Below are 20,174 nucleotides of genomic sequence, written 5' to 3'. Positions count from 1 at the left end.
AACGTTTGCGGGTGCGGTTTACAACCGGCCGTAAAACGTCAGGCGGGCCGTTTCCGACAGGGCGATGCCGGGCGCGGTATTGTAGGCCAGCACCGCCAGCATGCGCGTGATGTCGCCTTCTGTGGGCGTCACGCGATGCAGTGAATTTCGCCCACGAAACAGTACCAGGTCACCGGTATCCATAGCCAGTTCATCGACGGCGTGCTGTTCATCGAGCACGGCGGCCACGCCCGCGTAATTCATTTCGCCTGCATCAGCATCCCGCAGGTCTTTCACATACTGAAACCGTCCACCGCCCAGCGGTTTCTGCACCAGCAACGTGATGGCAAACGAGGAGTTGTCAAAATGCCATCCCAGCTCTTTACCCTGTGGCGCATAGTGCAGGTTAATCGAAGACAACGGGTCGGCGTAGGGATACAGCGCCTCTTCGTCCAGCACTTCGCATAAGAAAGACTGAAACAGCGCATCGTCATACAACTGACGCAGCGGGGAATCCGCTGCAATCATATCGTCCGTAATGCACCCTTTGGTGCTGTTTACTTCGCGGTTGCGTGGATGGCTGTCGCTGAAGCCGGCATCCGTTTTCATCAGGTAAACGTTGTGCTGACTGACAGTGTAATAAGCCCGATCGCGCTGCGCATTGCCTTCTGCGACGATGGCCTGCAGGGCGGCAGGCTGCAAAAAATGACGCAACACCAGCGCGCCGTGTTGATTAAGTTGCCTGCGACAGTCTTGACGCCAGGCGTGGTCGGTCAGAGGATGTAAGTCAGTACGTACCAGGGCTTTGGGCATCGTCGCGGTCTCATAATGAAGGGATGAATTGTCACACTAGCCTGCCCGGCATCAGCTGAATACCAATAAATCGTTAATACCCTGATAAGGAATGCTTAATGCCCAACCCGTCATCGCGCTTGCCTAAAATCAACGTGATTCAGTCATTTAAAGTGGCTGCGGAAACCGGCAGCCTGACCAGGGCCGCGGCACAGCTGGCCTTAACCCCTGCGGCGGTGAGTCAGCAAATTCGCCAGCTTGAAGATCATCTTGGCTGCGTCCTGTTTTTACGTACGCAACAGGGTGTGATGCTGACGGAGACGGGCAAGCAGTATCTTCGCTATGTCACGGAAGCCTTTGCGGTTCTCCAGCTTGGTCAGCGCAACATAGGACGCACTGAGACCGCCGCACAGCTTACGCTTTACACGCTGCCGGCGCTGGCGTCGAAATGGCTGTTGCCGCATCTGTGCCGCTGGCGTGAACGCTGTCCGGATGTCATTCTTTCCTTACATGGCACGCACGCGGAGGTGGATTTTGCTCAAACGCCGGCCGACTTTGTGATGTGCTTCGGCGAGGAGGCGTATCCCAGACTGAATAAAGCGTATCTGTTTCATGATGAGGTGCTCCCGGTCGCCAGCCCGCGGCTGAACGACGCCTTTTCCCGCGAGGATCTGTTACGGCATGCGCCGCTGATTCATCTCGACTGGGGCAAAGAAGGGCGCTTTTTGCCAGACTGGTCGGGCTGGTTTGAGGCGAAAGGAATGGCTGTGCCAGCAGCTCGTCCAGCCATGACCTTTAACCTGACCTCGCTGGCGATTGATGCCGCCGTGGCCGGCGCTGGTGTGCTGCTGGGACAGCGCCGGATGATCGCCCAGGCGCTGGACCGGGGCGAACTGGTCATTGTAGATGCGCTCGCGTTGCCGCTCAGCAAGCCCTATTATCTGGCCTGGCCGAATCGCACGCTGAACCAGCCTGGCGCAGAGGCAATGATCGCCTGGTTAGGCGAGCTCGCCGCCCTGTAGAGCGGCGTAGGGGTTGCAGTTGAGCGCTTTCGCGGCGTGAAGCGTTAGACTCAGGCCTCCCGGCCTTAACATATGACTGCTCCGCCGGGCTTAGCTCATCAGACTGACCTGCGCTGCCACGATGCGCCAGCCCTGCGGAAACTTCACCCAGGTCTGTTGCTGACGGCCAATTTTCTCCGTGCCCGCCCGGGTAAATTCGGTGCTGCACACCGCATACGCGTCACCAAACGTGGTGATCACCGTATTGCGCAGCGTGCGGTCCAGCCCCGCCGACGGTCTTGCCGCGCGAAACGCGCGGATTTCATCGATGCCGTACAGGTTCTCGCCAGCGCCTAAGCGCACGGTCCGCGGATCGTGCCAGAACAGCTCATCCAGGACGGCAATGTCGTTGCCCGTCAGCGCCTTTTCATAACGGTAGAACGCGGCGGTAACGGCGTTCAGCACCTCGGGAAGATTAATCGCGTCAGTATTCATTGTGCTCCTGCCCTGCGGGTGGGCGAAAATGTCAGTCCTTGTTGTTCAAGGGCACAGGCTGCGCGTAAGACAGCCTGTTCGTTAAAGGGGGCGCCAATTAACTGTACGCCAATCGGTAAACCGCTCGCCGTCGTCATCGGCACAGTACAGACGGGAAGTCCAAGGAAGGAGATCGGCTGCGTCAGCATGCCCATGCTGGCCTTCGTCGGCAGATTCTGCCCGTTAATGGCAATCGTTTCCTGACCAATTAACGGCGCGCTACATGGCGTGGCAGGGGCGATAAGCACATCGTACTGCGCAAACAGCGGGAAGACCTGCTGCTGAAAGTGGCGGCGGAAGCGCTGGGCCTGAACATACCATGCCGCGGGCAGCATCGCACCAGCCAGCAGGCGTTCACGCGAATGGGGCTCAAACAGGTCGGGCTGCTGACGCAGCGCAGGCAGGTAATGATTGCCGCCTTCAGAGGCGGTCATAATAAAGGCGGCCGAGCGCGCTAACTCAGCCTCCGCGATTACCACGTCGTCCTGAGCCTGTAACGCCTGCGCCACCTGTAATTGCGCCGCGCGGGCATCATCATTACACCAGGTCGAAAAGAAGCCGCCCAGTTCGGCACAGCGCAAATCCTGTGCACCGTTTTTCAGCTGCGGTAAGGTGGCTGCCAGCGGGCGATCGGCCTGGAAGGCATCCGTGCTGTCGTGCCCTTGCAGCAGATCGTAAACCAGGGCCAGATCGTCCACCCGACGGGCGAAGGGACCGATATGATCCAGACTGGCGACAAACGGATGGCTGCCGCTGCGGGATAAGCGGCCAAAAGTCGGTTTCAGGCCAAAAATCCCACACAGGGAAGCCGGGACGCGGATTGAGCCGTTGGTGTCCGTCCCCAGCGAGAAAGGCACCAGTCCCGCTGCCACGGCGGCGGCCGAACCGCCGGATGAGCCGCCCGCAATGCGCGCCAGATCATGCGGGTTGTGCGTCGCCCCATAGTGGGTATTTTCGGTGGTAAAACCGTAGGCATAGGCATCCATGTTGACCATGCCGGAAAGCAGGGCACCGGCCTGCTGAAGTTGGGTGATGGCAAAGGCATCCCGGGTTGCGGCCGGACGCTGACGAAACAGTCTGGCCCCCGCCAGGGTAGTGTACCCCTGCACGTCAAACAGGTTTTTTACCGCATAGGGAATGCCCGCCAGCGGCGGCAAAGTCTCGCCGCGCAGGCGTTGCTTGTCTATCGCATCCGCTTCCTGCACCATCCGCGTTGCGGTGATATCCGTCCAGGCATTAAGCTGCGGATTCTGTTTCTCAATCGCGGTCAGTGTCTGCTCCGCCACTTCACGGGCGCTGATATCACCGTGCTGAATCGCCTGCTGAAGTGCCTGAATGGAAACCTCGTCTGGTCTCATGCTTTGTACACTCCTGCGACTTCGAGCCGGTCGTCCAGCGGATAAGCCATCAACGGGGCCGCCATATCGGCAATGCGCGTCATCTGTTGTAGCAGGGCGACACGGCGATCTTCGTCCAGTTCCACGTTCAGGATTTGCTCCATTTGGGCAATATAGGCTGCCCAGTCACTCTGATTCATGATTTACTCCTGTCAGAAACCGGCGGCGCTGCCGTTGCTGCGCGGATCGCTTGCGCCTTCAAACATACCGTTGTTGTGACGAACAATGGCACCTGCATGGCCGACGGCCTCACTGTAGGCCGGCAGCGACTCCACGTCATGTCCTAACGCACGTAGCGCCTCCAGGGTGTCGGGCGCGAAGCGACTTTCCAGTTTGAGCGAGTCCGACAGCTGGCCCCAGGTCCGCCCCAGCAGCCAGCGAGGTGCGCTAACGGCCTGCTGCAGCGGCAGGCGCTGAATAACATGGCGGGTAAAAATGGCTGCCTGAGTTTGCGGCTGGCCATCGCCGCCCATGGAGCCGTATACCATGGTGCGACCATCCTTCAGGCGTGCGGCGGCAGGATTCAGCGTATGGAAGGGTTGTTTACCGGGCGCCAGCGCCAGCATATGGTCGGGATCGAGGCTAAAAGCCGCGCCCCGGTTTTGCCAGACAAGTCCGGTGCCGGGCACCACTACACCGCTGCCAAACTCATGATAAATACTTTGGATAAAGGAAACGGAAAGCCCGCTGCTGTCCATCACGCCCATCCAGACGGTATCGCCAGGCCCGCGACCGGTTCCCCAGGGCGCGGCGCGATCATCCTGAATCTGGCTGGCGAGGGTGGCGAGGGTTTCGCCGTCAAGCAGTGCCTGCAGATCCTCAACCACATGGCGGGGATCGGTAATATGCTGATCCCGAAGGGCAAACGCTTTTTTGGTGGCTTCGACGATACGGTGGATCGTCTGCACCTCATCTGCGTTCGCCATGTCCAGATGATCCGTGATGCCCAGTATGGCCAGCGACACCATACCTTGTGTCGGTGGCGTGATATTCCAGATATCGCCTTCGCTGTGGCGAATATGGAGCGGCGTGACGCGGCGAGCCCGTTGCTGCTGTAAATCCGCCAGGGTGATGGGAATGCCCAGATTGACCATTTCTTCCGCAAGGTGCTGTGCCAGCGTGCCGCGATAAAAACTGTCCAGACCTTCTTCGCTCAGCAGGCTCAATGTACGGGCTAAATCAGGCTGGGTGAAACGGCTGCCTTCCGCTGGCACATCGCCGTCCGGTAAAAACGTGGCGGCAAAGCCAGGCAGATGCTGTAGCTCGTCGCGCTTCGTCCGCGTCGCCGCGGCTTGTGAGGCGGTGACGGGAATGCCATCGGCAGCATAGCGAACAGCATCGCGGAGTAAGCGCGGTAAAGGCAGGGTGGTTCCCCCCAGTTCTGCGGACAGGTCCAGTGCCGCCTGCCAGCCGCTCACCGTGCCCGCCACCGTCAGGGCCGCTTTAGGTCCACGATGAGGGATATGGGTTTCCCCCTTATAGAAGTCAAAATTCGCCAGCGAACCCGCTCTGCCACTGCCATCAATGCCAACCGGATCGCCTTTGCCTGGCATGATCAGCCAGAATCCGTCACCGCCCAGCCCATTCATGTGCGGATAGACCACCGCAATCGTCGCCGCGGCGGCCACCATGGCCTCAATCGCGTTCCCCCCTTCCCGCAGTACCGCCAGCGCACTTTCACTGGCCAGATGATGCGGCGTCACGGCCATGCCTAACGGGGCCAAATTGCTCTGAATCATGCTCTTCTCATTCTGTTTTTCAGGGTACAAAGCAAAAGTTTAAGCAAGAGCCGTTCCAGTTTTTAAGAAGACAACGTCTCTGGACAGGTTTATCTGGCCCAAATTATGCTAGCTTCTGTGGCAATCCCGCGATTGAAACAAAAGTTACAGGACCTGAATGAAACAGCTTGATGAGCGACTCAGAACGCATTACCCCCAGCTTTCGCCGCAGGAGCAGCGTATAGCCGACTTTATTTTTGACCACTTTGATGACCTGATTAGCTATAACAGTGCCGAGCTGGCACGCCTGAGCGGTGTCTCAAAAGCCACGGTGAGCCGACTGTTTAAGCGCCTGGGCTATGACAAATATAAAGACATGCGCGATGAGCTCCGTACCCTGCGCCAGAGCGGTATGCCGTTAACGGATAACCGGGATGCGGTACAGGGAAATACCCTGCTGTCGCGGCATTACAAGCAGGAAATGGCCAATCTGACACAATGGGTTAACAGCATTGATCCCCAGCAATTCGCCGATGTCATCGCCCAGCTGGCGCAGGCAAAACGTATCTATATTGTTGGCATGCGCAATGCCTATCCGGTGGCGCTGCATCTGCGTCAGCAGCTCATTCAGACGCGTGCTCAGGTGCATATTCTGCCCCAGCCGGGCCAGACGCTGGCAGAGGATTTGGTGGACATCACGCCGGAGGACATGGTGGTCGTGATTGCGTTTCGCCGCCGCACCCGCATTATTCAGCCGTTAATGCAGCAGCTGCAAAGCGCAAGGATTCCGGTACTGGCGCTGTGTGAGCCCCAGGCGCAGAGCGTGATTTCACTGGCGCGCTGGCAGTTTTGCGCCCCGCTGGACAGCGTCTCCGCCTTCGACAGCTACGCCTCGGCCATGAGTCTGGTGAACCTGCTCGCCAACGCCCTGCTGCATGAATTACTGGCGCTGGGGCGGCCGCGTATTCATCAGATTGCCGATCTTTATCAGCACCTTGATGAGCTGGAGCACCGTTAGCAGGCACCATTTTGGTGCTTTGCCCCTTTTTGGACCGTCTCCCGGGGTGACTCGGGAATCGCATTACGCTTAGTAAAAGCCGCCATTTCAGCGTTAATCCGCATTTATCCCCCACCCGTTGCGTTGGCACATTAGTTGCAGAATGCCAATCATAAGAATCTTTTGTTTCACATAATCTCACCGGGGTGCATAATGAAAAAAGTATTAATGGCCGTTGTCGCGGCAGCCGTACTGATGGCACAGGCAGGCAGCGTGCTGGCGGATCAACTGCAGGACATCCAGAAACGCGGCGTGCTGCGAGTGGCAGTGCCGCAGGATTTCCCACCGTTTGGCTCCGTGGGGACCGATCTGCAACCGCAGGGCTATGACATCGACATGGCAAAGTATCTGGCCAAACAGATGAAACTTAAGTTGCAACTGGTGCCGGTCAGCAGTGCCAACCGTGTGCCTTATCTGCAGACGGACAAGGTGGATCTGGTGATCTCCAGCATGGGGAAAAATCCTGAGCGTGAAAAGGTGATTGATTTCAGCCGGGCTTACGCGCCGTTCTTTCTGGGCGTTTTTGGACCTAAAGGCGATCATCTCAAAGATCCCGCGGCGCTGAGCGGCAAGTCGGTGGGTGTCACCCGTGGTGCGGTGGAAGATATGGTGCTGAGCGAGGTGGCGCCGAAAGACGCGCAGGTGAAACGTTATGAAGATAACAACACCACGTTATCAGCCTACCTCTCCGGACAGGTGCAGTATGTCGCTACCGGCAACCTGGTCGTCGCAGCCATTACGCGTCAGAACCCGGCTAAAGCCCCTGTTGCGCAGTTCATGCTGAAAGACTCGCCGTGCTATATCGGACTGAAAAAAGACGAGCCGGCACTGAAAGAGAAAGTGAATGCGCTGATCGACCAGGGCATTAAAGACGGCACGCTGAACAAAATGTCCGAAGAGTGGCTGAAAGCGCCGCTGCCAGCCAACCTGGGCGCATAAGGACGGGGCAATGACCGGGCAACTTAATTTCCCTGCATTGTTGCCGTACTGGCCGGAGTTGCTCTCCGGCCTGTGGGTAACGATCCAGTTAACGGTGCTGGCGACGGTCGGCGGCGTCAGTATCGGCATTATCGGCGCGGCGCTGCGCAGCGGTAAACCCAGTTGGTTAAGCCGCCTGTGGGGCATCTATGTCGAACTGATTCGTAATACGCCGTTTGTGGTGCAGCTGTTCTTTATTGTGTTCGGTTTACCCAACCTGGGGCTGAAACTCACCGCAGGGGAAGCCGCACTGCTGGCGATGCTGGTTAACCTGGGTGCCTATAGCACGGAAATTATCCGGGCGGGCATTCAGGTCACGCCAAAAGGGCAGTGGGAAGCCGGTCGGGTGCTGGGATTAACGCGCAGCCAGACCTTTCTGCGCGTGGTGTTGCCACCGTCGCTGCAACGGATTTATCCGGCGCTGGTGAGTCAGTGCATCATTGTGATGCTGGGATCGTCGGTCGTCTCGCAGGTCTCCTACGAGGAGCTGACCTTTGCCGCCAACCTGATTCAGTCACGTACGTTTTTGAGTTTCGAAGTCTACTCGGTGACCACGTTGATCTACCTGGCGTTGTCGATAGTAATGCGTCAGCTGCTGCTGGCGATTGGCCGCAAGTGGCTGGGGGTGCAGGCATGATGACAACCTTTACCGACTGGGACATCGTGCGCAACCTGCTGCTGGCCGCGCGCTGGACGATTGCCCTGTCGCTGGTGGCCTTTTTAGGCGGTACGCTCGTGACGTTACCTCTGCTGTTTTTACGTCTGTTAAAGCGTAAATGGCTGACGCGAATCATTCGCGCGTACACCGAGCTGTTCCAGGGCACACCGCTGCTGATGCAGCTGTTTCTGGCTTTCTTTGGCGTCGGGCTGTTTGGCATCGACGTTGCGCCCTGGACCGCTGCGTCGCTGGCGCTGACCTTTTATACCAGTGCCTATTTGCTGGATATCTGGCACGGCAGTATTCAGGCGCTGCCAAAAGGGCAGTGGGAAGCGTCACGCTGCCTCGGCCTGAACTTTGGTCAGACGCTCACGCGGGTGATTGCGCCTCAGGCGATCCGCATTGCGATTGCCCCGACAGTGGGGTTTGCTGTGCAGGTGATTAAAGGCACCGCGCTGGCCTCCATTATCGGATTTGTCGAGCTGACCAAAGCCGGCACCATTTTGAATAACGTGACCTACCAGCCGTTTAAAGTCTTTGGGCTGGTGGCACTGGGCTACTTCCTGATGTGTTATCCGCTGTCGCGTTACAGCCAGTATCTGGAGAAAAAATTCAATGCCGCTCATCACCATTAATCAGGTCCAGAAGTATTACGGCACTAACCATGTTTTGAAAGGCGTGGATCTGGATATCGATATGGGAGAAGTGATCTCGATTATCGGTCGCAGCGGTTCCGGCAAAAGTACACTGCTGCGCTGCATGAACGGGCTGGAAGGCTATCAGGATGGCAGCATTAAACTCGGCGGCATGACCATCACCGACCGCGACTCACAGGCGCGCGAAATCAGCCGCTCCGTAGGGATGGTATTTCAGAACTTCAACCTGTTCCCACATATGACGGCGCTGGAAAACGTCATGCTGGCACCGCGTCGGGTTCTGAAAAAAAGTCAGGCCGAGTGCCGCGAACTGGCAGCCCGTATGCTGGAAAAAGTGGGGCTGGGCGAGCGGCTGGATTATTACCCGTCCAGCCTGTCAGGCGGACAGCAACAGCGCGTAGCCATTGCCCGCGCACTTGCCATGGAACCCCGGGTATTACTGTGTGATGAGATCACCTCAGCCCTGGACCCGGAGCTGGTCGGCGAAGTGCTGAAAGTGCTGGAGCAACTTGCCGCCGAAGGCATGACGTTAATTCTCGTCACCCATGAAATGAACTTCGCCCGCGATGTGGGCGATCGTGTGGTCTTTATGCATCAGGGGCGCGTCTGGGAACAGGGGGACAGCAAAACACTGTTTGCCCATCCGCAGACGGCGGAGCTAAAGCAGTTTATTTCCTCTGTGCGTCTGTGAGTGCTTAACAAGGAATTCACTATGGATATCTCTCAATTTTCGCAAATTAATCCGCCTCAGCGCCTGTTAATGGGCCCCGGTCCGATCAATGCCGATCCGCGTGTGCTGCGCGCGATGTCGAGCCAGTTGCTCGGACAATATGATCCGGCGATGACCCATTACATGAATGAAGTGATGGCGCTCTATCGCGGCGTGTTCCGCACCGAAAACCGCTGGACGCTGCTGATCGACGGTACCTCACGCGCCGGTATTGAAGCGATCCTGCTGTCGGCGATTCGCCCTGGCGATAAGGTGCTGGTGCCAGTCTATGGCCGTTTTGGTCATCTGCTGTGTGAAATCGCCCGTCGCTGCCGGGCCGATGTGCACACCATTGCGGTGCCGTGGGGAGAGGTGTTTACGCCCGATCAGATCGAAGATGCGATTAAAAAAGTAAAACCGCGTTTGCTGTTGACCGTACAGGGCGATACCTCAACCACTATGCTGCAGCCGCTGGCGGAGCTGGGGGCGATCTGCAAAAAATATGGTGTGCTGTTTTACACCGATGCCACGGCATCGCTGGCGGGCAATGCGCTGGAAACCGATGCATGGGGCCTGGACGCGGTGTCCGCCGGCATGCAGAAATGCCTGGGTGGCCCGTCCGGAACTTCGCCGATCACGCTGAGCGATGAGATGGCAGCGGTGATCCGCCAGCGCAAATGCGTAGAGCAGGGGATCCGCACGGATGCGCACCAGGATGGCGATGACGAGATGATCTACTCCAACTATTTCGATCTCGGCATGATCATGGATTACTGGGGCCCGGAACGCCTCAATCACCACACTGAAGCGACCAGCGCCCTGTTCGGCGCGCGTGAATGCGCGCGTCTGATTCTGCAGGAAGGGCTGGATAACGGGATTGCGCGCCACAAGCTGCACGGCGAAGCGATGTTAAAAGGCATTCAGGGGATGGGGCTGGAAACCTTTGGCGATCTCAGCAACAAAATGAGTAACGTGCTGGGCGTAGTGATCCCTCAGGGCGTCAATGGCGATGAGGTCCGTAAGCTGATGCTGGAAGATTTCGGCATTGAAATCGGCACGTCGTTTGGTCCGCTGCATGGCAAAGTCTGGCGCATCGGCACGATGGGTTACAACGCGCGCAAAGACTGCGTGATGCAAACCCTGGCCGCGCTGGAAATGGTGTTGTCGCATGTCGGTTACCGCACGCCACAGGGCGCGGGCTCGCAGGCGGCATGGAACCACTACGGGAGCCATGCATGATGATGAATGCCAGCGAGGCTCAGGTTGCCGCCCGGCGCGTGATGGCGCGCTGTGATGCGCTGGCTGAGATCAGTGAAAGCGAACAAGGGCTGACACGGGTTTATCTGTCGCCGGAACACCTGCGTGCCAACGCGCGCGTCGGTGAGTGGATGCAGGCCGCCGGTATGACGGTCTGGCAGGATGAAGTCGGCAATATCTGCGGCCGCTACGACGCGGCCCAGCCTGGCGCACCTGCGCTGCTGCTGGGCTCGCATCTGGACACGGTTCGTAATGCGGGCCGCTATGACGGCATGCTGGGCGTGCTGAGCGCGATTGAAACCGTGCAGTGGCTCCACGATCGCCAGCGTCGCCTGCCCCTGGCCATTGAAATCATCGGCTTTGGTGATGAAGAAGGCACGCGTTTTGGCATTACCCTGCTGGGCAGTCGCGGCATTACCGGCACCTGGCCTGTCAGCTGGCCGACCCATCCTGACGGCAATGGCATTACGGTGGCACAGGCGATGCAGGATGTCGGCCTGGACGCCAGCCAGATCTCACGCGCCGCTCGTAACGTCAGCGACATCGTGGCCTATCTTGAACTGCACATAGAGCAGGGGCCTTGCCTGGAGCAGGAAGATCTCGCGTTGGGTGTGGTTACCGCGATCAACGGTGCCCGTCGCCTCAATTGCTGTTTCACCGGTGAGGCCGGTCATGCCGGAACCGTACCGATGGCGCATCGTAAAGACGCGCTGGCCGCTGCCGCAGAGTGGATGGTATTCATCGAGCATACCACGCGCGAGCAGACTTCACCGCTTGTCGCTACGGTGGGCACGCTGAACTGCGCGCCGGGCGCGGTGAACGTCATTCCGGGGGAGGTGCATCTGTCTCTGGATGTGCGTGGACCCGAGGACGCGCCGCTTGAATCGTTGCTGTCCTCGTTGCTGACCCGGGCGGAAGCCATTGCACTGCGTCGCGGTTTAACCTTTAGCGCGCAGGAGTATTACCGTATCGCGGCAACGGCCTGCGATGCCGGATTGCAACAGGCGCTGAGCCACGCGGTAGAAACCGTTCAGGGACGCTGCCTGGCGCTGCCCAGCGGGGCGGGTCATGATGCTATTGCCATTGCAGAGCGCTGGCCGGTGGGGATGCTGTTCGTGCGTAACCACCGCGGCATCAGCCACCATCCGGCAGAATCGGTGAATGAAGCCGATGTCGCGCCAGCGGTTCAGGCCTATTTGCAGACGATTTGCCTCCTTGCGGAGCAGCATTAATATGGATCTGGATACCTTTAACCAGTTACCGGAAGCCGCTGCACAGCTTGCCCTGTCCCACTGCGTTGCGCTGCCGCACTGGCAGCTGGCGCTGGTGGCGGCCCGCCCGTTTCACAGTCTTGATGCCCTGCTGACTGAAGCACAACGGCTGACACAGGACTGGCAGGAGGACGATCTGAATCAGGCGCTCTCCGCTCATCCACGTATCGGGGAAAAGGCGCAGGGCAATGAGAAGGAAAAACAGTTGTCGCGTAGCGAACAGGCGGCCATGCAACACGCAGACGACGCGTTACATCAGGCCATGGTGCGGGGCAATCAGGCATATGAGGCGCGCTTTAACCGGGTATTTTTGATTCGGGCCAAAGGACGCAGCGCACAGACGCTGCTTGATGAACTCACGCGGCGGCTGGACAACAGCCCGGAAACCGAGCAACAGGAAGCCCTGGCGCAGTTGCGGGAAATCACCCTGCTGCGCTTAAAGGAGAGTTTTTCATGAGCACCATCAGCACTCACATTCTGGATACGGCGCTGGGAAAACCCGCGCCGGGCGTTGCCATGTTGCTGGAACAGCACACGGCACAAGGCTGGACTCCCTGTGCACAAGGCGTCACAGATAACGATGGTCGTCTGAAGGATCTGACACCTGAGCCACTTGCGTCTGGGCAGTATCGCCTCACGGCAGATATTGGCGCCTACTTTCGCGCGGACGGACGGGAAACCTTATACGTCAGCGCACAAATTGATTTTGTCCTCACGGAAAGCGGCAGCCATTACCACTTGCCCTTTTTGATATCCCCCTGGAGCTGGTCCACCTATCGCGGCAGCTGACGGGTCCATCGGGCGCAGCTTTTTTTTCGCTGCGCTTGAAAGCTAATGGCTATCAATACCTTCGGCCCATCCGACTATATTCCTGCTAACGCCAGGGTTATCTTAGCGATGACAATGTGAAGGCAACGGAGCCGATAATGAGCACGCCAAAAGATAATGATGTAGCCGCTTCAGGTAAATGTCCCTTTCATCACGGTAAATCGGAAGAAGAAAGCGTTCTGGCTCGTGGAGCCGGTAGTGGTACCAGCAATCGCGACTGGTGGCCAAATATGCTGCGCGTGGATCTGCTGAACCAGCACTCCAACCGCTCTAATCCCCTCGGCGAGAACTTCAACTACCGCGAAGAGTTCAGCAAACTGGACTATTCCGCACTGAAAGCCGATATCCGGGCGTTGCTCACCGACTCCCAGTCATGGTGGCCTGCCGACTGGGGCAGCTACATTGGTCTGTTCATCCGCATGGCGTGGCACAGTGCCGGCACATACCGCACTATCGATGGCCGTGGCGGCTCCGGTCGTGGTCAGCAGCGTTTCGCGCCGCTGAACTCCTGGCCTGACAACGTCAGCCTGGACAAAGCCCGTCGCCTGCTGTGGCCGGTCAAACAGAAATACGGCCAGAAAATTTCCTGGGCCGACCTCTATATTCTCGCGGGTAACGTTTCGCTGGAAAACTCAGGTTTCCGTACCTTTGGTTTTGGTGCCGGTCGTGAAGACGTCTGGGAACCGGATATGGACGTGGACTGGGGTAACGAAACCGAGTGGCTGGCCCACCGTCATCCCGAAAGTCTGGCTAACGCCCCGCTGGGCGCAACCGAAATGGGGCTGATCTACGTGAACCCAGAGGGGCCTGAAGCCAGCGGCGATCCGGCATCTGCCGCGCCAGCGATTCGCGCCACCTTTGGCAACATGGGCATGAACGATGAAGAGGTCGTCGCGTTGATCGCAGGCGGGCATACGCTGGGTAAAACCCACGGTGCGGCGGCGGCCAGCCATGTTGGCGTCGATCCGGAAGCGTCACCCATCGAAGCTCAGGGCTTTGGCTGGAACAACAGCTACGGCAGCGGTGTCGGTGCCGATGCGATTACGTCGGGTCTGGAAGTCGTCTGGACGCAGACGCCAACTCAGTGGAGTAACTACTTCTTTGAGAACCTGTTTAAATATGAGTGGGTGAAAACCCATAGCCCGGCAGGGGCCATTCAGTATGAAGCCGTTAACGCAGAAGCCATTATTCCGGACCCGTTCGATCCTGAGAAAAAGCGTAAACCCACCATGCTGGTTACGGACCTGACGCTGCGTTTTGATCCGGAGTTCGAGAAAATCTCTCGCCGTTTCCTTAACGATCCGCAGGCCTTTAACGAAGCCTTCGCCCGCGCCTGGTTTAAACTGACGCACCGCGATATGGGGCCAAAAGCACGTTACATCGGGCCAGAAGTACCGAAAGAAGATTTACTGTGGCAGGATCCGTTACCGCAGCCGACTCATCAGCCCACGCCAGCGGATATCAGTGAGCTGAAGGCGAAAATCGCGGCGTCAGGTCTGAGCGTGAGCCAGCTGGTTTCAGCGGCCTGGGCGTCGGCATCAACCTTCCGGGGTGGCGACAAACGTGGCGGAGCGAACGGTGCCCGTCTGGCCCTGGCACCGCAGAATAGCTGGGCTGTGAACGCCAGCGTGATTAACGACGTGTTACCGAAACTGCAGCAGATTCAGCAGGAATCCGGCAAGGCCTCGCTGGCTGACGTCATCGTCCTTGCGGGCAGCGTCGGTATCGAAATGGCCGCCGCCGCTGCGGGCGTGGCCGCGCAGGTCCCCTTTACGCCAGGTCGTGTGGATGCTCGTCAGGATCAAACCGATGTCGAATCCTTTAACGTGCTTCAGCCGCTGGCGGACGGGTTCCGTAACTACCGTCGCGTGAAAGGCGGCTCGTCAACCGAAACCCTGCTGCTGGACAAAGCACAGCAGCTGACGCTGAGCGCGCCGGAACTGACGGTGTTACTGGGTGGTCTGCGTGTGCTGGGGACCAACTTTGACGGCAGCCATCATGGCGTCTTTACTGACCGCGTCGGCGTCCTGAGTAACGACTTCTTCGTAAACTTGCTGGATATGCGCACCGCCTGGCGTGCGACCGACAGCAGTGAAGAGATCTTTGAAGGCCGTGACCGTCAGAGTGGCGAAGTCAGGTTCAGCGCCACGCGTGCCGATCTGGTGTTCGGTTCCAACGCCATCCTGCGCGCCCTGGCGGAAGTCTATGCCAGCAGCGATGCGAAACAGAAGTTTGTTACTGACTTCGTGGCGGCCTGGACAAAAGTAATGAATCTGGACCGTTTCGACCTGCAATAACTGACTGAAGCGCCCCGGCCTGGCCGGGGCGCTTTTATTCAGCCAGCGTAAAGCCATCCGCATCCCGCCACGCCGGAAACCGCTCGCGATAAGCCTGCAGATCGGCAAGCGACAGCGACGTCTCAACCTTACCTGCCGTAAAGGGCTCACCTGCAGCCAGCACCTCGCCTTGCGGTGAAATAATTCGGCTGTCCCCACTGTACTGATGTTGGTTGCCATCGCTGCCCACGCGATTGCAGCCCGCGACAAACGCCTGATTCTCAATCGCCCGGGCCAGCAGTAGCGCCTGCCAGTGCAGCGCGCGCGGCGCAGGCCAGTTGGCCACATACAACGCCAGATCGTAGTCATTTTGGTTGCGCGAAAAGACCGGAAAGCGCAGGTCGTAACAGATTTGCGGCAAAATGCGCCAGCCGCGCCACTGAATCACCGTGCGCGCCGTGCCCGCGACGTAATGCTGCTGTTCATCCGCCATGCGAAACAGGTGTCGCTTGTCATAGTGATGCAGCGTGCCATTCGGCTCAACCAGCAAAAAACGGTTCACGGCACCCGCTGGCGTTTGTATCGCGGCACTGCCGCCCACCAGCGCATTCGTGCGCTTCGCATGACGGTGTAGCCATGTCACGACCTGCTGTTGCGGCAGGGCCTGCTGTGCAGCCTCCATCGCAAAACCGGTGGTGAACATCTCCGGCAGAATAATCACATCCCGGTCTGTCATGTCAGCCAGCAGATTATCGAAATGGCGCAGGTTAGCCTCGCCATCCATCCACGTCAGCGGCGCTTGCAACAACGTAATGGCTAAAGACGACATAAGCGCTCTGCTGCGGCGTCGAGCGTCGCTTCCTGTTTTGCAAAGCACAGCCGGATCAGTTTGTGTGGGAAAGGCGCTTCACAGAAGACCGACAGCGGGATCGCGGCCACGCCCACTTCGCGCGTCAGCCACTGGCAAAACTGCACGTCATCCAGCGCCGATATAGCGCTGTAGTCCGCCAGCAGGAAGTAGGTGCCTTCGCACGGTAAAATGCGGAAACGGCTACGGCTCAGTGCCTGTATCAGTCGGTCACGGCGCGCGCGATAGAAGTCGGGCAGCTCACGATAATGTTCAGGATGCTGGCGCAGCATATCGGCAATCGCCAGTTGAGCGGGTGTGTTGACGGAAAAAGTGAGGTACTGATGGATCTTGCGGATTTCTGCGCTGATCGCCGCGGGGGCGACGCAGTAACCCACTTTCCAGCCGGTCATGTGAAAGGTTTTGCCAAACGAGGAAACCGCCACCGCACGTTGACGCAGTTCGGGGTGCGCCAGCACGCTGGCATGACCGTCCTGGGCAAAACAGATGTGCTCATAAACCTCATCGCTCAGCACATAGATTTCCCGGTCAGCAATCGACTGCCATAAGGCCGCATAGTCCGCCTGGTGCCAGACGCTGGCCGAGGGATTATGTGGCGTATTTAAGATAACCAGTCGGGTTTTATCGCTTAACAGCGCGGAGAACGCCGGCCAGTCAACTGCAAACGTGGGCGGCTGCAGGGTGAGGCGTTTCAGTACGCCGCCCGCCAGTTGCACAGCGGGCGCATAGCTGTCGTAACTGGGATCGAAGCAGATCACCTCGTCACCCGGGCGAACCAGGGCAGTGATCGCGGCATACAGCGCTTCGGTTGCGCCTGCGGTCACGGTGATATCGCTGTTCACATCGGGACGATAGTCGTACAACGCAGCGGTCTTTTCGGCAATGGCTTCGCGTAACGGTTGTGCGCCGGTCATGGGGGCATACTGATTGGCACCTTGACTGACATGATAAGCCAGCCTGTCCTGCAGGTAGCGCGGACCATCAAAATCCGGAAAACCTTGGGAAAGATTGATGGCGTTATGCTGCTGTGCCAGCGCGCTCATCTGCGTGAATATCGTGGTGCCGAGGGCGGGTAACTTGCTCTCAGGCGTGAGGATGGATTGCGTCATGATTAGGTTGCCTTACGCGCAAAAACGGTTACGAAGAAACGCTGAGTTGCTGCCACTATAAACAGGATGCTAGTATTTGGCAATCAAGACGCTTAGACGGCTAAAAGGAAGAGTAATGTCCGATTCTCATGCTTTAGATCAGCTGGTTGCCGCCTGTCACTGGATAGGTGCGAAGGGCTGGGCGCCCGCCACCGGCGGCAATATGTCGGTGCGCCAGGATGCGCATTTCTGCCTGCTCAGCGAGTCAGGCAAAGATAAAGGCAGCCTGACGCGGGATGACTTTATTCAGGTCGACATTGCCACCAGCCAGGCCCCCTCGGGTCGCAGGCCTTCTGCCGAGACCGCACTGCACACGCTGATCTACCGCCTGTTTCCGGAGGCGGGCGCAGTACTGCATACGCACACGGTCAATTCCACCGTTCTGTCGCGCGTAGAGCAGGGCGCGGCGCTACTGCTGTACGGCTATGAGATGCAAAAGTCGCTGAGCGGTCAGTCCACGCATGAGGATACCGTGGCGATTCCGGTGTTTGATAACCGCCAGGATGTTGCCGAGCTGGCGTCAGAAATTGAAGATTATGCAGCCCGTTTTCCGCTGCGTTACGGCTTTCTGCTGCGTGGTCATGGCCTGACCTGCTGGGGCAACGATGTGGCAGAAGCGCGCCGCCATCTGGAAGGGCTGGAGTTTTTATTTGAATGCGAACGTCAACGTCGCTTGCTGGAGAAGGCATGATTAAGGCCATTGTTACCGATATTGAAGGCACCACCAGCGATATCCGTTTTGTACATAACGTCCTGTTTCCCTATGCCCGTGCCCATCTGGCCGACTATGTTCGCCAGCATAAGGCGCAGCCCACCGTTCAGGACGCGCTCAATGCCGTGCGTGCGGAGGCCGGACAGCCCGATGCCGACGTCGACAGCGTGATCGCCATCCTGTTTTCTTATATGGATGAGGACCGCAAATCGACCGGCCTGAAAGCGCTGCAGGGGATGATTTGGCGCGAGGGCTATCTGAGCGGGCGTTTTACAGGGCACCTTTATCCGGATGTCCTGCCTGCGCTCACGGCCTGGCACGCGCAAGGCATTAAACTTTATATATATTCCTCTGGCTCGGTCGCCGCGCAGAAATTGTTATTTGGCTACAGCGACGAAGGTGATATTACTGGTTTGTTTAGCGGTTACTTTGATACCCACGTGGGCGCCAAGCGCGAGGTAACGTCGTATCAAAACATCGCGGCGCAAACGGGCTTGCCGGCCGGACAATTGCTGTTCCTCTCTGATATTCATCAGGAGCTGGACGCCGCCAGACAGGCTGGCTGGCACACGTTGCAGCTGATTCGTGACGCGGCGGATGATGACAGCCATCATCGTCAGGTCGCTGATTTTTCTCAGATTAACCCGGAGTCGATTTGAAATGAGTGCACTGACCATTTTTAGCGATAGCGATCCGAGCCAGCCGTTGTGGCACAGCACCGATCCCGAGGCGATCCGTGAGCGTCTGAACGCCAAAGACGTTCGCTTCGAGCGCTGGCAGGCAGACCGCGATCTGGGCGAGAATCCCGATGCGGAAACGGTGATCAACGCCTATCAGCACGCCATTGACCGCCTGGTCGCCGAAAAAGGCTATCAGAGCTGGGACGTCATCAGTATGCGGGCAGACAATCCGCAAAAAGACGTGCTGCGCCAGAAATTCCTCTCAGAACATACGCACGGTGAAGACGAAGTGCGGTTCTTTGTCGAAGGCGCCGGGCTGTTCTGCCTGCATCTGGACAGTGAAATTCTGCAGATCCTGTGCGAAAAGAACGATCTGATTTCGGTGCCCGCAGGCACGCCGCACTGGTTTGATATGGGATCATCCCCGCATTTCACGGCGATTCGTATTTTTGATAATCAGGAAGGCTGGATCGCCAACTTCACAGGCGACAGGATCGCCGATGCCTACCCGCGCCTGGCGTAATTATGACGGTGCCTTCTGCGGGCGGCTGACTCAGCCGCCCGTTTTGTTTACTGTGGCTGAAAAACGCCAGCAGCCACCTGTGCCGGTGTGATCACGCCGGTATCCAGTACCCAACCACTGATGAGCGCCGCAGGCGTGACATCAAAGGCCGGATTAGAAACCTGCGCATCCGCGGGCGCCCACTGCACGCTGCCGAAGCTTCCCGACACACCGGTAACTTCACTGGCGGCACGCTGCTCAATCGGGATGGCATCCCCCGTCGGGCATTGACGATCCAGCGTGGTATGCGGCGCGGCAACATAAAACGGAATACCATGATAGTGCGCCAGTACCGCCAGGCTGTAGGTGCCGATTTTATTCGCCACGTCACCATTGGCGGCAATGCGATCCGCGCCGACCCAGACAGCATCAACCTTGCCCGCCGCCATCAGGCTGGCGGCCATCGAATCCGTGATCAACTGGTAAGGCACACCCAGCTCGCCCAGTTCCCAGGCGGTTAAGCGTCCCCCCTGCAACAGCGGGCGCGTTTCATCAACCCAGACATTGTGAACGTGGCCTTGTTGATGCGCACGCGCGATAACGCCCAGTGCCGTACCCACACCCGCAGTCGCCAGACCGCCGGTGTTGCAGTGGGTTAACAACTGACTGCCGGGTTTGACCAGCGCGCTGCCGGCATCGGCGATGCGATCGCACAGCTGTTTATCTTCATGCACCAGACGCAACGCTTCTTCCATCAGGCTCGTTGCCATTTCTGGCTGCGCCAGCGCCTGTTTCATACGATCAAGGTTATTCATCAGGTTTACGGCAGTAGGGCGGGCGGCCCGCAGGGTGTCCAGCGATTGCGCCAGTTGCTCGCGTGATTCCCCCTGTTCTGCCAGCAGGGCCAGCAGCAGTGATGCAGATAAACCAATTAACGGCGCGCCGCGCACCCGCAGGGCATGAATATGGTCAACCAACTGCGCCACAGTATGGGCGGGCAGCCAGTTCTTTTGCTGAGGCAGGGCCTGCTGATCCAGTATCCAGAGCTGGTTGTTGCGAACCTGTAAGCTTGTGGTTTGGAATGTCTGCATTGTTGGTGAAATCCATGTTGCGTTGATGACGGATATTGTGCCAACATGCGTAACGGATGTAT

At 58.3% G+C, this 20,174-nt stretch carries 22 protein-coding genes; 14 read left to right on the top strand and 8 right to left on the bottom strand.

Annotated elements, in window-relative coordinates; all coding sequences use genetic code 11:
• Positions 1-18: 18 nt before the first annotated feature.
• A complete protein-coding gene (locus tag RAC90_RS14220; protein ID WP_375124472.1) occupies positions 19-792 on the bottom strand; it encodes a 2OG-Fe(II) oxygenase in 774 nt (257 codons plus the stop codon).
• Positions 793-890: 98 nt separating this feature from the next.
• Between RAC90_RS14220 and RAC90_RS14215 the strand changes: the two genes are divergently transcribed.
• Positions 891-1,793 (top strand): LysR substrate-binding domain-containing protein, encoded by a 903-nt coding sequence (locus RAC90_RS14215; RefSeq protein ID WP_375124471.1) that lies wholly within the window; start codon positions 891-893, stop codon positions 1,791-1,793.
• A 90-nt stretch (positions 1,794-1,883) separates the two neighbouring features.
• Here the strand turns inward: RAC90_RS14215 and hpxZ are convergent, their stop codons facing one another.
• From hpxZ to RAC90_RS14195, 4 genes are read right to left on the bottom strand one after another with little or no spacing between them, the layout of a single operon-like run.
• Positions 1,884-2,267: an oxalurate catabolism protein HpxZ gene (gene hpxZ, locus RAC90_RS14210; RefSeq protein WP_006118021.1), complete on the bottom strand. Its 384-nt coding sequence runs from the start codon at positions 2,265-2,267 to the stop codon at positions 1,884-1,886.
• Positions 2,264-3,664: an AtzE family amidohydrolase gene (locus tag RAC90_RS14205; RefSeq protein WP_375124470.1), complete on the bottom strand. Its 1,401-nt coding sequence runs from the start codon at positions 3,662-3,664 to the stop codon at positions 2,264-2,266. Before RAC90_RS14205 ends, hpxZ begins: the two co-directional genes overlap by 4 nt.
• A complete protein-coding gene (hpxX, locus tag RAC90_RS14200; protein ID WP_033738521.1) occupies positions 3,661-3,843 on the bottom strand; it encodes an oxalurate catabolism protein HpxX in 183 nt (60 codons plus the stop codon). The genes RAC90_RS14205 and hpxX overlap by 4 nt, the downstream gene beginning before the upstream one ends.
• Positions 3,844-3,855: 12 nt before the next feature.
• Entirely contained in the window at positions 3,856-5,442 is a 1,587-nt protein-coding gene (locus RAC90_RS14195; RefSeq protein WP_006118024.1) for a gamma-glutamyltransferase family protein, read from the bottom strand.
• Between the two features lie 157 nt (positions 5,443-5,599).
• Between RAC90_RS14195 and hpxU the strand changes: the two genes are divergently transcribed.
• The 10 genes from hpxU to katG all read left to right on the top strand — a co-directional run bounded on the left by hpxU (position 5,600) and on the right by katG (position 15,132).
• A complete protein-coding gene (hpxU, locus tag RAC90_RS14190) occupies positions 5,600-6,439 on the top strand; it encodes a MurR/RpiR family transcriptional regulator HpxU (protein WP_033738523.1) in 840 nt (279 codons plus the stop codon).
• Positions 6,440-6,631: 192 nt separating this feature from the next.
• Entirely contained in the window at positions 6,632-7,417 is a 786-nt protein-coding gene (locus RAC90_RS14185; RefSeq protein ID WP_006118026.1) for a transporter substrate-binding domain-containing protein, read from the top strand.
• A gap of 10 nt (positions 7,418-7,427) precedes the next feature.
• Positions 7,428-8,093, top strand: a complete 666-nt coding sequence (locus RAC90_RS14180; protein ID WP_006118027.1) for an amino acid ABC transporter permease — start codon at positions 7,428-7,430, stop codon at positions 8,091-8,093.
• The gene (locus RAC90_RS14175; RefSeq protein WP_033738775.1) at positions 8,093-8,749 is read left to right on the top strand and encodes an amino acid ABC transporter permease; all 657 of its coding nucleotides are present in this window, start codon (positions 8,093-8,095) and stop codon (positions 8,747-8,749) included. The genes RAC90_RS14180 and RAC90_RS14175 overlap by 1 nt, the downstream gene beginning before the upstream one ends.
• Positions 8,730-9,461: an amino acid ABC transporter ATP-binding protein gene (locus RAC90_RS14170; RefSeq protein ID WP_006118029.1), complete on the top strand. Its 732-nt coding sequence runs from the start codon at positions 8,730-8,732 to the stop codon at positions 9,459-9,461. The genes RAC90_RS14175 and RAC90_RS14170 overlap by 20 nt, the downstream gene beginning before the upstream one ends.
• Positions 9,462-9,482: 21 nt before the next feature.
• Positions 9,483-10,718: an alanine--glyoxylate aminotransferase family protein gene (locus tag RAC90_RS14165; protein WP_006118030.1), complete on the top strand. Its 1,236-nt coding sequence runs from the start codon at positions 9,483-9,485 to the stop codon at positions 10,716-10,718.
• Complete coding sequence (hpxK, locus tag RAC90_RS14160; RefSeq protein ID WP_375124469.1) at positions 10,715-11,968, top strand: allantoate amidohydrolase; 1,254 nt, start codon at positions 10,715-10,717, stop codon at positions 11,966-11,968. The genes RAC90_RS14165 and hpxK overlap by 4 nt, the downstream gene beginning before the upstream one ends.
• A gap of 1 nt (position 11,969) precedes the next feature.
• Positions 11,970-12,464, top strand: coding sequence for a 2-oxo-4-hydroxy-4-carboxy-5-ureidoimidazoline decarboxylase (uraD, locus tag RAC90_RS14155; RefSeq protein ID WP_054632955.1), 495 nt, complete (start codon positions 11,970-11,972; stop codon positions 12,462-12,464).
• Positions 12,461-12,796: a hydroxyisourate hydrolase gene (uraH, locus tag RAC90_RS14150; protein ID WP_054632956.1), complete on the top strand. Its 336-nt coding sequence runs from the start codon at positions 12,461-12,463 to the stop codon at positions 12,794-12,796. Before uraD ends, uraH begins: the two co-directional genes overlap by 4 nt.
• A gap of 137 nt (positions 12,797-12,933) precedes the next feature.
• Entirely contained in the window at positions 12,934-15,132 is a 2,199-nt protein-coding gene (katG, locus tag RAC90_RS14145) for a catalase/peroxidase HPI (RefSeq protein WP_375124468.1), read from the top strand.
• Between the two features lie 34 nt (positions 15,133-15,166).
• Here the strand turns inward: katG and RAC90_RS14140 are convergent, their stop codons facing one another.
• Complete coding sequence (locus tag RAC90_RS14140) at positions 15,167-15,940, bottom strand: amidohydrolase (protein ID WP_054632957.1); 774 nt, start codon at positions 15,938-15,940, stop codon at positions 15,167-15,169.
• Positions 15,928-17,088, bottom strand: coding sequence for a pyridoxal phosphate-dependent aminotransferase (locus tag RAC90_RS14135; RefSeq protein ID WP_054632958.1), 1,161 nt, complete (start codon positions 17,086-17,088; stop codon positions 15,928-15,930). Before RAC90_RS14135 ends, RAC90_RS14140 begins: the two co-directional genes overlap by 13 nt.
• Positions 17,089-17,203: 115 nt before the next feature.
• On the opposite strand from RAC90_RS14135, the gene RAC90_RS14130 reads away from it, so the two are divergent.
• From RAC90_RS14130 to RAC90_RS14120, 3 genes are read left to right on the top strand one after another with little or no spacing between them, the layout of a single operon-like run.
• Positions 17,204-17,818 (top strand): methylthioribulose 1-phosphate dehydratase, encoded by a 615-nt coding sequence (locus RAC90_RS14130; RefSeq protein ID WP_054632959.1) that lies wholly within the window; start codon positions 17,204-17,206, stop codon positions 17,816-17,818.
• The gene (gene mtnC / locus RAC90_RS14125; protein ID WP_054632960.1) at positions 17,815-18,498 is read left to right on the top strand and encodes an acireductone synthase; all 684 of its coding nucleotides are present in this window, start codon (positions 17,815-17,817) and stop codon (positions 18,496-18,498) included. Before RAC90_RS14130 ends, mtnC begins: the two co-directional genes overlap by 4 nt.
• 1 nt (position 18,499) lies before the next feature.
• Positions 18,500-19,042, top strand: a complete 543-nt coding sequence (locus tag RAC90_RS14120) for an acireductone dioxygenase (RefSeq protein ID WP_367143276.1) — start codon at positions 18,500-18,502, stop codon at positions 19,040-19,042.
• A 47-nt stretch (positions 19,043-19,089) separates the two neighbouring features.
• Here the strand turns inward: RAC90_RS14120 and mtnA are convergent, their stop codons facing one another.
• Positions 19,090-20,112, bottom strand: a complete 1,023-nt coding sequence (gene mtnA / locus RAC90_RS14115; protein ID WP_006118040.1) for an S-methyl-5-thioribose-1-phosphate isomerase — start codon at positions 20,110-20,112, stop codon at positions 19,090-19,092.
• Between the last annotated feature and the right edge of the window lie 62 nt (positions 20,113-20,174).

Source organism: Pantoea sp. CS_6 (assembly GCF_041954745.1).
GTDB classification, from domain to species: domain Bacteria; phylum Pseudomonadota; class Gammaproteobacteria; order Enterobacterales; family Enterobacteriaceae; genus Pantoea; species Pantoea stewartii.
This window is presented reverse-complemented; position numbering and strand designations above follow the sequence as displayed.